Below are 13,695 nucleotides of genomic sequence, written 5' to 3' on the forward strand. Positions count from 1 at the left end.
CCTCAGCGAATCTTCAAGGTCGCCAGGCCGACCAGCACCAGGATCACGGTGATGATCCAGAAGCGCACAATGACCCTGGGTTCGGGCCAGCCCTTCAGCTCGAAGTGATGATGCAGCGGCGCCATGCGGAAGATGCGCCGCCCGGTGAGCTTGAACGAGGCCACCTGCAGGATGACCGACACGGTCTCCATCACGAACACCCCGCCCATCACGAAATAGACCAGCTCCTGACGGACCAGCACGGCGATGATGCCCAGCGCCGCGCCCAGCGCCAGGGCACCGACGTCGCCCATGAATACCTGCGCCGGATAGGCGTTGAACCAGAGGAAACCCAGCCCGGCGCCGACGATGGCGCCGGCGAAGACCACCACCTCGCCGACATTGCGGATGTAGGGAATGGACAGGTACTCGGCAAACCTGACGTTGCCCGAGGCATAGGCGAACACCGCCAGCGCCCCGGCCACCATCACCGTCGGCAGGATGGCCAGGCCATCCAGGCCGTCGGTCAGGTTGACCGCATTGCTGGAACCGACGATGACGAAATAGGTCAGCAGCACATAGCCCCAGCCGAGGTCGATGGCGATGTTCTTGAAGAAGGGCACGATCAGCTGCAGCTCGGCCGGCGACTGGGCGCTGAGATAGAGGTAGACGGCGACACCGAGGGCCACCGCCGACTGCCAGAAATACTTCCAGCGCGCGGCCAGTCCCTTGCTGTTCTTCAGCACCAGCTTCTTGTAGTCGTCGACCCAGCCGATGATGCCGAAGGCCAGGGTGGTGAGCAGCACCACCCAGACGTAGCGGTTGCCGAGATCGGCCCAGAGCAGGGTCGAGAGGGCGATGGCCACCAGGATCAGCGCCCCGCCCATGGTCGGTGTGCCGGCCTTGGTCAGATGCGACTCGGGGCCGTCGTCACGCACCTGCTGGCCGATCTGGTAGCGGCTCAGGCGGCGGATCATCGCCGGCCCCACCAGGAAGGAGATCAGCAGCGCGGTCAGCACGCCGAGGATGGCGCGCAGCGTCAGGTACTGGAAGACGTTGAAGCCGCTGTGATACTGGGTGAGATACTCGGCGAGCCAGAGCAGCATCAGTCACTCCCCCCCTCGGCGGCCAGCGCCTCGACCACCCGTTCCATGCGCATGCTGCGCGACCCCTTGACCAGCACCGTCTTGTCGGGGTCCAGCGCCGCGCCCAGATCCTCCAGCAGGGCATCGAGTGCATCGTACATCCGGGCACCGGCACCAAAGGCCCGTACCGCCTCCGCAGCCAGGGGACCCAGCCCGAACAGCCGGCTGACCCCGCTGGCCCGCGCCTGGCGGCCGGCCTCGGCGTGCAGGGCGCGGGCATCGCCGCCCAGTTCGCCCATCTCGCCCAGCACCAGCCAGTGCTCGCCCGGCTGGGCCCGCAGCACCTCCAGCGCCGCGCCCAGCGAGGCGGGATTGGCGTTGTAGCTGTCGTCGATCAGCCGCGCGCCCTGGCGACCGGCCAGGAAGCGCAGCCGGCCAGCGACCGCTCGCAAGCCGGACAGACCCTGCTGCACCTCATCGAGCCCGGCCCCGGCGGCCAGGGCCGCCGCGGTGGCGGCCAGGGCATTCATCACGTTGTGCCGCCCCGGCAGCGGCAGCCGCAGCTCGACCCGACCCTGCGGCGTGCGCAGGCGCAGCTCGCTGCCGGCCTCCACAGGCCGCCAGTCGGCGCTGACCGCGGCCGGCGCCTCCAGGCCGAAGTCGAGGATCTCGTGGCCGGCGGCCAGCGCCCGCCAGCGCGGAGCGAAGCGATCGTCGGCATTGATCACCGCCACGCCGTGCGGTCCCAGACCGGCGAAGATCTCCCCCTTGGCCTCGGCCACCCCGGCCAGATCGCCGAAGCCGGCCAGGTGTGCCGGCGCGGCGTTGGTGATCAGCGCCACGCTGGGCGCGGCGATCCCGGTCAGGAGGGCGATCTCGCCCGGATGGTTGGCGCCCATCTCGATCACCGCCGCCTGATGCCGCCCATCCAGCCGAAACAGGGTCAGGGGCACGCCGATGTCATTGTTCAGATTGCCCCGCGTGGCCAGCACCCGCCGCCCGACGCCAAGGATGGCCGCAGTCATCTCCTTGACCGTGGTCTTGCCGTTGCTGCCGGTGACGGCCACCAGCGGCAGATCGAAGCGCCGCCGCCAGTGTCCGGCCAGTTCGCCCAGCGCGCGGCGGGTATCCGCCACCCGCAGCAGCGGCAGCACGGGGTTCAGCTCGCGTGAGACGGCCGCCGCCGCGGCCCCTCGCTCGGCGGCCTGCTGCAGATAGGCATGACCATCGAAGCGCTCGCCGACCAGGGCCACGAACAGGTTGCCGGGTTCCAGGCTCCGGCTGTCGGTGCTGACCCCGGCGAAACGCACATCGGCCCCGACGAGGTCGGCACCGAGCAGCCCGGCGGCCTCGGAGAGCTGCATGGACATCATGACCCGCGCTCCTGCAGCAGACGCCGGACCTCGGCCCGGTCGCTGAAGGGGATGCGCGCATCGCCCACCAGCTGAAAATCCTCGTGACCCTTGCCGGCCACCAGCACCACGTCACCAGGCCCGGCCGCCTCCAGGGCGCGGGCGATGGCCAGGCCGCGCCGGCGCTCGACCTGCACCGCCTGCGGCGCACGCATGCCGGCGAGGATCTCGGCCAGGATCTGCTCGGGATCCTCGCGGCGGGGGTTGTCGTCGGTGAGCAGCACCCGGTCGGCACAGCGCTCGGCGATGGCGCCCATCAGCGGGCGCTTGCCGCGATCGCGATCGCCGCCGGCACCGAACACGCACCAGAGCCGGCCACGGCAATGCTCGCGCAGGGCACCCAGCACGGCCTCCAGGGCACGCGGTGTATGGGCATAGTCGACCACCACCAGCGGCTGTTCACCACCACCGAAGGCCTCCATGCGGCCGGGAACGGTGCGCACCTGCGCCAGCCGTTCCAGGGCGGTGTCGAAATCGAGCCCGCGCAGCAGCAGCACGCCGAGCGCGGCCAGCAGGTTGCTGGCATTGAAACGGCCGAGCAGACGGCTGGCGAGCGTCCCCTCGCCCCAGCTGCTGCGGATCTCTATCTCCAGGCCCATCCCGGTGGCACGCAGCGCCTCGGCCTGCAACCAGCGGCCGCCCCCCTGGCGGGCCAGGGGGCCGAGACCGTAGGCCACCGGCTCGGCGTCGCCGGGCAGCCCGGCCAGCAGTTCGCGCCCCAGGGCATCGTCGGCATTCAGAACCGCGGCGCCCAGTCCCGGGCTCTCGAACAGGCGCCGCTTGGCAGCGGCATAGGCCTCCAGGCTGCCATGGTAGTCGAGGTGGTCACGCCCCAGATGGGTAAGCACCGCGACGTCGAAGGCCACCGCGCCGGTGCGTGCCTGGGCCAGGGCATGGGAGGACACCTCCATCACCGCGGCCGTGGCGCCCCGGTCACGGATGGCGGCCAGCTCGGCCTGCAGGGTGACGGCATCGGGCGTGGTATGGGCGCCGGGCTCGAGGGCGCCGTACAGGCCGTAGCCCAGGGTACCGATCAGGCCACAGGGCGCCCCGACCTGGTGCAGGGCCTGGGCGATGAAATGGCTGCAGGAGGTCTTGCCGTCGGTGCCGGTGACCCCGACCAGGAACAGGGCCTCGGAGGGCCGGCCATGAAAACGCGACGCGATCTCGCCCAGCCTGGCTCCGAGCTCGGGCACGGCGACGGCCGGCAGCCCCAGCTCGCGCAGCACCGGGGCCCCGGCATCCAGATCGGCGTCCGGCTCCCAGGCCACCGCGGCGGCCCCCGCCACCTGGGCCTCGGCAGCGAACTCCAGGCCATGCTGCCGGGTCCCGGAGAGAGCCAGAAACAGATCACCCGGCGCCAGGCGACGGCTGTCCAGGGCCAGGCCGCGGATCTCCAGATCGACGGCCGGCGGCACCTCGGCGAGCCCCTGTAGCAGCTCGCCGAGACGCATGCCCGGTTCCAGGCGCGGCGCGGTCATCATGCCGGGCCCCCTTCGCGCAGCGCCGCCTGGCGCAGCGCATCCGCATCCCCCAGGTCGTCGGGTGGCACGTTCAGCAACCGCAGCGCACCCGCCATGACCCGGGAGAAGACGGGCGCGGCGACCTTGCCGCCGTAGTAGTCGCCATTGGAGGGCTCGTTGATCATCACCACCGTGACCAGCCGCGGCCGGCTGGCCGGTGCCAGACCGGCGAACACCGCGTAATAGCGGTGTTCGGCATAGCCACCGGCGGTGGCCTTGTGCACCGTGCCGGTCTTGCCGGCCACCCGGTAACCCTGCACCCGGGCCGCCTGACCGGTGCCCTCGGGCCCCACGGCCTCCTCCAGCATGGCCCGCACCTGGCGGGCGACACTGGCGGGCAGCAGACGCCGGCCGGCCGGTGCCTGCTCGACCCGCAGCAGCGAGACCGGCCGCTGCCATCCGTCGGCGGCCAGCACCGCATAGGCCTTGGCGAGCTGCAGCGGGGTCACCGACAGCCCGTAGCCGAAGGCCATGGTGGCCTGCTCGATGTCATGCCAGCGTCGGTGGTGGGCCAGCAGGCCGCTGGCCTCGCCGGGGAAACCGCTGGCGGTGAGCTGGCCGAAGCCGAGATCGCTGTACAGCTGCCAGAGCCGTTCCCGGGGCAGGGACAGGGCGATCTTGGCGGCACCGACGTTGCTCGACTTGCGGATCACGCCGGTGACGTCGAGCCGGCCATAGTTGTGCACGTCGCGCACCGTGTTGACCCCGACCTGGAACAGCCCGGGACGGGTATCGACCGGGGTGTCCGGCCGGTAGCGCCCGCTGGCCAGGGCCACGGCAATGGTGAAGGGCTTCATGGTCGAGCCCGGCTCGAAGACGTCGGTCAGGGCACGGTTGCGGATTTGCGCCGGCTTCAGGTGGCGCCGGTTGTTGGGGTTGAAGGACGGCTGGTTGACCATCGCCAGCACCTCGCCGCTGCGCACGTCCAACACCACCACCGACCCCGAGCGGGCCCGGTGCCGGCGTACCGCCGCCTTCAGCTCGCGGTAGGCCAGGTACTGGATGCGCCGGTCGATGGACAGCCGCAGGTCCTTGCCGGGACGCGGCGCCCGCAGCCGTTCCACGTCCTCGATCACGTGCTGGCGGCCGTCGCGCAGCACCCGCTTGGCGCCCGGCGTGCCGCGCAGCCAGTCGTCATAGGCCAGCTCCAGCCCCTCCTGGCCGGCATCGTCGATGTCGGTGAAGCCGAGCAGATGGGCATTGACCTCACCGTCCGGATAGTAGCGGTGATACTCGCGCTGCAGTGAGACCCCCGGTGCATCGAGGGCACGCACCTGGGCGGCGACGGTCGGTGTCACATGGCGCCGCAGGTAGACGAATTCCCGGTCGGCCCGCGCCGCCAGCAGGCGCTGCAGACGGTCGACGTCCAGTCCCAGCAGCCGCGCCAGGGGCGGCAGGTAGTCGCGTGCTGGCACCAGCAGCTGGGGATTGGCCCAGACGCTGTCCACCGGGGTGCTGACCGCCAGCGGCTCGCCGTTGCGGTCGAGGATCATGCCACGGTGGGCCGGCAGGCTGACCACCCGCAGGTGCCGGGCATCGCCCTGATCCTGGAGAAAGCCCTGGTGGATGATCTGCAGGTCCAGGGCGCGCCAGGCGAGAACCCCGAAGGCCAGCGCAAAGGCGCCCAGCAGCAGCCAGCGGCGACGCGGGAAATCCGGGCTCTGTTCGTTCTGCGTCATGGTCGGACGATCACCACCTGTTCGGGGGCCGGAATCACCATTCCCAGGCGGCTACGGGCCAGATCCTCGATCCGCCCGTGGGTCGCCCAGGTACTCTGCTCCAACTGCAACTGCCCCCATTCGATATTCAATGCATCGCGCTCCGCCTGCAGCCCCTGCAGCTCGACGAACAGCGTGCGACTGCGGTGCTTGGCATAGACCACGCCGATCGCCGAGCCGATCACCATCAGCATCAGGGCCGCGATCAGCAGCGGCCTCACGCCCGGCGCTCCGCCACCCGCAGCACCGCGCTGCGCGCCCGCGGGTTGGCCTCCAGCTCCGCCTTGCCGGGGCGGATCGCCTTGCCGATCAGCCGCAGCCGGCCAGCAGCCCGTTCGCCGGTCACCGGCAGATCACGCGGCAGCTCCGGGCCCTGCGCCTCACGGCGCAGGAAACGTTTCACCAGCCGATCCTCCAGCGAGTGGAAGCTGATCACCGCCAGCCGCCCACCGGGCGCCAGCACATCGACCGCCGCCGCCAGACCGGCCTCGAGATCGGCCAGCTCGCGGTTGACGTGGATGCGGATCGCCTGGAAGCTGCGCGTCGCCGGATGCTTGTGGCGCTCGCGCCCAGGCACCGCGCCAGCCACGATCTCCGCCAGCCGCGCGGTGCTCTCGATGGGCCGCTCGCGGCGCGCGGCGACGATGGCCCGGGCGATGCGCCGGCTGAAGCGCTCCTCGCCGTAGCGCCACAGCACCTCGGCGATCTCGGCCTCGCTGGCGCGGTTCAGCCACTCGGCCGCGCTCTCGCCGGCCTGCGGATCCATGCGCATGTCGAGGGGGCCATCGCGCAGGAAGCTGAACCCCCGACGGGCATCGTCCAGCTGCGGCGAGGAGACGCCGAGGTCGAAGAGGATGCCGTCGACCCTGCCCCGGATACCGAACCTGTCCGCCAGCTGTCCCAACATGGCAAAACTGCCTCGCTCGATATGGAATCGGGCATCGTGCCCGAAGCGCTCCCGCGCCGCCTGCACCGCGTCAGGATCCTTGTCCATCGCATACAGCCGGCCCTCTGGGCCGAGCCGTTCGAGGATCGCCGCGGCATGTCCGCCACGACCGAAGGTGCCGTCGAGGTACAGCCCCCCGGGCCGCACGGCCAGGGCGTCCAGCGCCTCCTGCAGAAGTACCGGACGATGCGCAGCCGCTGCGGTCATCACTAGCCCGGATATTGCATCAAGGATTCGATTCTCAGGGCGGAGCTGGCAAAGCAGCTTGGTCGATCACCCGCAGAAGCATGGCCGTAGCCATGGTTCAAGGGCGATCGGCCAGGATGCGCAGCCAGATGCGTCCTGAAATCGAATAGGCACAAACCGTACCCCGCAGTGAGGGACCATTTGCGAGCCTCCCGGCCTTGTATGTCAGTCTGCACTCCGATCATGCGCGCCGCCTTGGTGCAATATCCGGGCTAGAGGGTCAGCGCATCCAGCGCCTCGGGGATCTCGCCCTCCGGCTGCTCCTCCGAACGCCATTCCTCACAGCTCCGGTCCCAGGCCTCCTCGTTCCAGATCTCGAACTTCTTGCCCAGACCGCTCAGGACGACGCGCTTCTCCAGCTTGGCGAAGTCGCGCAGCCGCTGCGGCAGGAGGATGCGGCCATGACCGTCCATGTCGAGTTCAGTGGCATGCCCGAGCAGCATGCGCTGCAGACGGCGCGCCTGTCGGTTCTGGTTGGGAAGGCGGATCAGCTTGTGCTCGACCTCCTCCCACTCCGGCAAGGGGTAGAGCATCAGACAGCCGTCTTCATGGACGGTCACGACCAGGTGACTGTCGCAGCACTCGGCCAGCACGCCGCGATAGCGGGTCGGCAGGGCCATGCGGCCCTTGCTGTCCAGGTTGACGGTGTTGACCCCTCGGAACAAAACTCCCCCCAAACCCCACTTTTTTATCCGTTAGCACCACTTCTTCCCACTTCGTGACACTATAGGTAGGGCACCGGGCTTCGTCAAGAAAAATGCCGCGAAAAGGCCAAATAAATAGTTTTTGAATTCAATATGTTACATCAACTCGCGGAGGCAGGGGCCGCCAGCCACAGACAACCCGAAAGAAATCATCCGCTTAGCCGGGATAGCTGGAAAAGATCATGAGAAAACAAGGGATTTACCCCGAAAAATACCGATAAAAAATGATACCGGACTGTCAAACGCCGGTCACAAAGGGTGGCTAAGCTGCCACCGAAGACAAGAGAAACAGAGGAAACCGGAACATGCTCATGACAGGGTATTCCCACCCCACCGAGGGCCTCAGCCGACCCCTGGCCAAACATCTGCGCGAGGAGATTGCCCTGCTGGAGGCCCGCCTCTCGACCCTGGGCCTGGATGGCGACTGCGCCTATGAACGGGCGCTGAGTGGCGCCTACAGCCGGCTGCTCGAGGAACGGCGGAGCCAGCTGGCGGCCCTGCGGGCCGCCGGTCTCTAGGCCGGATATTGCACCAAGGATTCGATGCTCAGGGCGAGGCTGGCAAAGCAGCCTGGGTGATCGTCCGAAAAGTCTGCCAGCCGCCTTGATGCAATATCCGGGTTAGCCCCCCCCTTTGCGGGATCGCGGCCTGGAGGCCGCTCCTACAATGTGTTCCGTGGATTCCGTGGCCATCGATCTTTTCGTGGGTTTCGCGGGTTTCGTGGCCATCGTAGGTTCCGCCTGACGACGGCGGGTGATGCCACCTCGATCGCGGCCTGGAGACCGCTCCTGCGGGGCATGGCGGCACATGGTAGGAGCGGCCTCCAGGCCGCGATTGGCCTAACCCGGCTATTGCACCAGGGATTCGATGCTCAGGGCGGATCCGGCAAAGCAGCTTGGGCGATCGGCCGAAAAAGCAGGGCTGTAACCATGCCTTGAGGGGGATCGCCGAGGATGCGCAGCCCGACTCGGCCTGCGAACCAACCCTGCGGCTGGAAGCGATCCCCGGTGCGGAGGCTCAGAAGGGGATGTCGTCGTCGAAGTCGCTGTCCAGACCACCGCCGCTCTCGGCCGCGGCCGGTTTGGCGGCAGGCGCCGTGGCCGGCGCCGACTGGCCGTAACCGCCGCCGCCCCCACCGCGACCGCCGAGCATCTGCATCTCGCTGGCGATGATCTCGGTGGTGTAGCGGTCGTTGCCGTTCTTGTCCTGCCACTTGCGGGTGCGCAGGCTGCCCTCGACATAGACCTGGGAGCCTTTCTTCAGGTACTCGCCGACGATCTCGGCCAGGCGCTGATAGAAGACCACGTTGTGCCACTCGGTGCGCTCCCTTTGCTCACCGGTCTGCTTGTCCTTCCATTGCTCGCTGGTGGCGATGGTGACGTTGGCCACGGCACCGCCACTCGGCATGTAGCGTACCTCCGGGTCCTTGCCCAGATTGCCAACCAGAATGACCTTGTTGATGCCTCGCGCCATGAGTGTTCCCCGTCTGTGCAGAATGCTGTCTAGCTGTCCATCATAGTGGCTGTCCCGCCGGGCTTCAAACCGGATTTTCCGCCACCTTCTCCAGGGCGGCCTCGTCCAGGGCATGGCCGTCGACCTTGAGGTAGGCAACCCCCTCCTCGGCGATCACCACGGCCTCGGCCACGCCACGCACGGTGGTGAAACGCTGCGCCAGACGGCGCGCCGATTCGGCATCGACCTCGCCGACCGCAACCAGCCGGCTCATCAGATAGCGCGGCTGCTTCATGGAGCTGGCCACCAGCGCCCAGAGCAAGGCCACCAGGGCGCAGAACAGGAACACCCCCACCTCGCCGAAGTGGCCGAGCAGCACGCCGCCGAGGGTGCCGCCAAGGAAGGCGCCGAGAAACTGCGAGCTGGAGTAGAAGCCCATCGCCGTGCCCTTGCTGTCCGGCGGGGCCATCTTGGAGATCAGCGAGGGCAGGGTCGCCTCCAGGACGTTGAAGCCGACATAGAAGACGAACAGCGAGATCGCCACCCCGGCCAGGCTGTCGCCCCACTCGGCCAGGCCCAGCTCGGCCAGCACCAGGGTCAGCACCGCGCCAACGAAGACCTGCTTCATGCGCCGCCGCTTCTCCGCCTGGATGACGAAGGGCACCATGGCCGCCACCGCCAGCAGCAGCACCGGCAGGTAGATCCACCAGTGATGGGCGATGGGCAGGCCGAGCCGGTCGCGCAGCACCAGCGGCAGGGCGACGAAGCTGGCGGTGAGGATCATGTGCAGGCTGAGGATGCCGTAATCGAGCCGCAGCAGCTGGGTGTCGCGCAGCACGCTCATGAACTGTGCCGGCACCGGTTCGGCATCGCGGTGCACGCGGCTGATCACCGGCTGCGGCACCAGCAGGTAGAGGATGCCGATACCGGCCAGGGCCATCAGCGCGGTCAGCCAGAAGATGCCGGACAGGCCGAGCCAGTGGTCGAACACCGGGCCCGCCACCAGGGCCACCGAGAACGACAGGCCGATGCTCATGCCGATGATGGCCATCGCCTTGGTGCGATGCTCCTCACGGGTCAGGTCGGCGGCCAGGGCCATGATGGCCGCCGCGATGGCCCCGGAGCCCTGCAGGGCCCGTGCGGCGATCATGGTGTAGATGTCGTCGGAGACGGCGGCCAGCACGCTGCCGGCGGCGAACAGCAGCAGGCCGACGGCGATCACCGGCTTGCGTCCCAGGCGGTCGGAGAGCAGACCGAAGGGGATCTGCAGCAGGGCCTGGGTCATGCCATAGGCGCCGATCGCGAAGCCCATCAGCGCCGGGGTGGCGCCGCGCAGCTCGTCGCTGTGCAGGGTGAACACCGGCAGAATCATGAACAACCCCAGCATGCGCATGGAGAAGATGCCGGCCAGGGAAACGGCCGCGCGGCGCTCGCCGGCGGTCATCGCGGAGTGAGCGGCCTGGGCAGTCATCGACAGGGGTATTCCTTTTGCTCGGAACAGAGGAGGAGACGTATAGTAGCAGGTTCGGCCGAATGCGGAAAACGAGATGGACAGTATCAAGCTGCGCGGCGCGCGCACCCACAACCTGCACAACATCGATCTGGAACTGCCGCGCGACCGGCTGATCGTGATCACCGGCCTGTCCGGTTCCGGCAAGTCCTCACTGGCCTTCGACACCATCTATGCCGAGGGCCAGCGGCGCTATGTGGAATCGCTCTCGGCCTATGCCCGACAGTTCCTGTCGATGATGGAGAAGCCGGACATCGACCACATCGAGGGCCTGTCCCCGGCCATCTCCATCGAACAGAAGTCGACCTCACACAACCCGCGCTCGACGGTCGGTACCATCACCGAGATCTACGACTACCTGCGGCTGCTGTTTGCCCGGGTCGGCACCCCGGAATGCCCGGACCATCACATCGGACTCGAGGCGCAGACCGTCAGCCAGATGGTCGACCAGGTGATGGCGCTGCCGGCAGGCACCCGGCTGCTACTGCTGGCCCCGGTGGTACAAGGGCGCAAGGGCGAACACCTGCACGTGCTGGAGGAGCTGCGAGCCCAGGGCTTCGTGCGGGTGCGCATCGACGGTCAGATCTGCGAGCTGGAGGAGATCCCCAGCCTCGACCTGCGCCGCAAACACAGCATCGACGCCGTGGTCGACCGCTTCAAGGTACGCGAGGGCCTGGAGCTGCGCCTGGCGGAGTCTTTCGAGACCGCCCTGCGTCTCTCCGACGGCCTGGCACGGGTCGCCTTCATGGACGAGCCCCAGCGCGAGGAACTGGTGTTCTCGGCCAAGTTCGCCTGCCCGGAATGCGGCTATTCGCTCGCCGAGCTGGAACCGCGGCTGTTCTCCTTCAACAACCCGGTGGGCGCCTGCCCGAGCTGCGACGGCCTGGGCGTGAAGCAGTTCTTCGATCCGGAGCGGGTCGTCGCCCATCCCCACCTGAGCCTGGCGGGCGGCGCGGTGCGCGGCTGGGACCGGCGCAATGCCTACTATTTCCAGCTGATCAGCTCGCTGGCCGACCACTACGGTTTCGACGTCGACACCCCCTTCGAGGAACTGCCCGAGGCGGTACGCCAGGTGATCCTCTATGGCAGCGGCGACGAGGTGATCGAATTCCAGTACATCAGCGAGCGGCACGGCTTCAAGATCCGCCATCACCCCTTCGAGGGCATCCTGCCCAACATGGAGCGGCGCTACCGCGAGACCGAATCCAATGCGGTGCGCGAGGAACTGGCCAAGTACCTCAACACCCGGCCCTGCCCGGACTGCCACGGCACCCGCCTGAACCGCGCTGCCCGCCATGTGCTGATCGAGGGTCAGTCGCTGCCGGCGCTGGCCGCGCTGCCGGTGGGTCGGGCCCAGGCCTTCTTCGGCGCGCTGCGCCTCGCCGGCCGGCGCGGCGAGATCGCCGCGCGGATCCTCAAGGAGATCAACGAGCGGCTCGATTTCCTGGTCAACGTCGGCCTCGACTACCTGTCGCTGGAGCGCAGCGCCGACACCCTGTCCGGCGGCGAGGCGCAGCGCATCCGCCTGGCCAGCCAGATCGGCGCCGGCCTGGTGGGGGTGATGTACGTCCTCGACGAACCCTCGATCGGCCTGCATCAGCGCGACAACCAGCGCCTGCTCAACACCCTCAACTATCTGCGCGATCTGGGCAATACGGTGATCGTGGTGGAGCACGACGAGGAGGCGATCCGCAGCGCCGACCACGTGGTCGACATGGGGCCCGGCGCCGGGGTGCACGGCGGACGGGTGGTGGCCCAGGGCACCCCGGCCGAGATCATGGCCGAGCCGGCCTCGCTCACCGGCCAGTATCTGTCGGGCCGGCGGCGGATCGAGGTCCCGGCCGAACGCCTGAGGCCGGCCCCGGACCGCTGGCTGCGCATCCGCGGCGCCAGCGGCAACAACCTGAAGCAGATCGATGCCGAGATTCCGGCCGGGCTGATGACGGCGATCACCGGCGTCTCCGGCTCCGGCAAGTCGACACTGATCAACGACACCCTCTACCCACACGCGGCCCGCGAGCTGAACAACGCCACCACCAGCCCGGCGCCCTGCATGGCGATCGAGGGCCTGGAACTGTTCGACAAGGTGGTGGACATCGACCAGAGTCCGATCGGCCGCACGCCACGCTCCAATCCGGCCACCTATACCGGTCTGTTCACGCCGATCCGCGAACTCTTTGCCGGCACCCAGGAGGCACGGTCACGCGGCTACCGGCCGGGCCGCTTCAGCTTCAACGTCAAGGGCGGCCGCTGCGAGGCCTGCCAGGGCGACGGCGTGATCAAGGTGGAGATGCACTTTCTGCCGGACATCTATGTGCCCTGCGACGTCTGCCACGGCAAGCGTTACAACCGCGAGACGCTGGACATCCGTTACAAGGGCAAAAACATCCATGAGGTGCTGGAGCTGACAGTGGAGGATGCCCTGCCCTTCTTCAGCGCCGTGCCCGGCATCAAGAAGAAGCTGCAGACGCTGATCGACGTCGGTCTGTCGTACATCAAGCTGGGGCAGAACGCCACCACCCTCTCCGGTGGCGAGGCGCAGCGCGTCAAGCTGGCGAAGGAACTTTCCAAGCGCGATACCGGCAACACCCTGTACATCCTCGACGAGCCAACCACCGGCCTGCACTTCCACGATATCGAGCAGCTACTCGGCGTGCTGCAGCGTCTGCGCGACCACGGCAACACCATCGTCGTCATCGAACACAACCTGGACGTGATCAAGACCGCCGACTGGGTCATCGACCTGGGTCCTGAAGGCGGCGACAACGGCGGGCAGATCGTCGCCACCGGCACGCCCGAGGAGATCGCCAAGAACCCGGCCTCACATACTGGGCGCTTCCTCAAGGCCGCTCTGGGATTGGCGGGGAAGGCAGGAACGGGATAGGCCCACAAAACCTCGAAGGAATGCATGGCCACGGAAAACACGAAACCCGCGGACGGGTGTAAGACATTCTCTCCTTGCGCTGCTCCCCCGGTGTAACGGCTACCAGACCGCTATCCGCCAGATCAGGGGCACGGTGTGCACCCTAGCCCGCATATTGCACGAAGGCGGCCTTGAATGCGTATTTTTTCCGTTATTTATCAAGGCAGGCTCCGTGGACCGGGGTGGCAGGATGGCGC

Annotated in this window: 11 protein-coding genes; 2 read left to right on the forward strand and 9 right to left on the reverse strand. The window is 68.1% G+C overall.

From position 1 onward, the window contains the following. Window positions 1–2: 2 nt before the first annotated feature. The 7 genes from mraY to mraZ form a co-directional block, all read right to left on the reverse strand. A complete protein-coding gene (gene mraY / locus QVG61_RS10950; RefSeq protein WP_289930676.1) occupies window positions 3–1,085 on the reverse strand; it encodes a phospho-N-acetylmuramoyl-pentapeptide-transferase in 1,083 nt (360 codons plus the stop codon). Beyond that, window positions 1,085–2,437, reverse strand: a complete 1,353-nt coding sequence (murF, locus tag QVG61_RS10955) for a UDP-N-acetylmuramoyl-tripeptide--D-alanyl-D-alanine ligase (RefSeq protein ID WP_289930677.1) — start codon at window positions 2,435–2,437, stop codon at window positions 1,085–1,087. The genes mraY and murF overlap by 1 nt, the downstream gene beginning before the upstream one ends. After that, window positions 2,434–3,960, reverse strand: a complete 1,527-nt coding sequence (locus tag QVG61_RS10960) for a UDP-N-acetylmuramoyl-L-alanyl-D-glutamate--2,6-diaminopimelate ligase (RefSeq protein WP_289930678.1) — start codon at window positions 3,958–3,960, stop codon at window positions 2,434–2,436. Before QVG61_RS10960 ends, murF begins: the two co-directional genes overlap by 4 nt. Continuing rightward, window positions 3,957–5,678 carry a penicillin-binding transpeptidase domain-containing protein gene (locus QVG61_RS10965; RefSeq protein ID WP_289930679.1) on the reverse strand — a complete coding sequence of 574 codons (1,722 nt, stop codon included), beginning with the start codon at window positions 5,676–5,678 and terminating at the stop codon, window positions 3,957–3,959. Before QVG61_RS10965 ends, QVG61_RS10960 begins: the two co-directional genes overlap by 4 nt. Then, window positions 5,675–5,905 carry a cell division protein FtsL gene (gene ftsL / locus QVG61_RS10970; RefSeq protein ID WP_289932771.1) on the reverse strand — a complete coding sequence of 77 codons (231 nt, stop codon included), beginning with the start codon at window positions 5,903–5,905 and terminating at the stop codon, window positions 5,675–5,677. Before ftsL ends, QVG61_RS10965 begins: the two co-directional genes overlap by 4 nt. Before the next feature lie 29 nt (window positions 5,906–5,934). After that, window positions 5,935–6,870, reverse strand: a complete 936-nt coding sequence (rsmH, locus tag QVG61_RS10975; protein ID WP_289930680.1) for a 16S rRNA (cytosine(1402)-N(4))-methyltransferase RsmH — start codon at window positions 6,868–6,870, stop codon at window positions 5,935–5,937. Window positions 6,871–7,121: 251 nt separating this feature from the next. After that, window positions 7,122–7,574 (reverse strand): division/cell wall cluster transcriptional repressor MraZ, encoded by a 453-nt coding sequence (gene mraZ, locus QVG61_RS10980; RefSeq protein ID WP_289930681.1) that lies wholly within the window; start codon window positions 7,572–7,574, stop codon window positions 7,122–7,124. 344 nt (window positions 7,575–7,918) lie between these two features. On the opposite strand from mraZ, the gene QVG61_RS10985 reads away from it, so the two are divergent. Further along, on the forward strand, window positions 7,919–8,131 hold the full coding sequence (locus tag QVG61_RS10985) for a hypothetical protein (RefSeq protein WP_289930682.1): 213 nt from the start codon (window positions 7,919–7,921) through the stop codon (window positions 8,129–8,131). A 499-nt stretch (window positions 8,132–8,630) separates the two neighbouring features. Here the strand turns inward: QVG61_RS10985 and ssb are convergent, their stop codons facing one another. Together ssb and QVG61_RS10995 are read right to left on the reverse strand one after the other, a co-directional pair. After that, the gene (gene ssb / locus QVG61_RS10990) at window positions 8,631–9,086 is read right to left on the reverse strand and encodes a single-stranded DNA-binding protein (RefSeq protein WP_289930683.1); all 456 of its coding nucleotides are present in this window, start codon (window positions 9,084–9,086) and stop codon (window positions 8,631–8,633) included. A gap of 64 nt (window positions 9,087–9,150) precedes the next feature. Beyond that, the gene (locus tag QVG61_RS10995) at window positions 9,151–10,536 is read right to left on the reverse strand and encodes an MFS transporter (protein ID WP_289930684.1); all 1,386 of its coding nucleotides are present in this window, start codon (window positions 10,534–10,536) and stop codon (window positions 9,151–9,153) included. Window positions 10,537–10,612: 76 nt separating this feature from the next. Between QVG61_RS10995 and uvrA the strand changes: the two genes are divergently transcribed. Next, entirely contained in the window at window positions 10,613–13,459 is a 2,847-nt protein-coding gene (gene uvrA, locus QVG61_RS11000; RefSeq protein ID WP_289930685.1) for an excinuclease ABC subunit UvrA, read from the forward strand. The last annotated feature ends 236 nt before the right edge of the window (window positions 13,460–13,695 follow it).

Source organism: Thiohalobacter sp. IOR34 (assembly GCF_030406045.1).
Taxonomy (GTDB): domain Bacteria; phylum Pseudomonadota; class Gammaproteobacteria; order Thiohalobacterales; family Thiohalobacteraceae.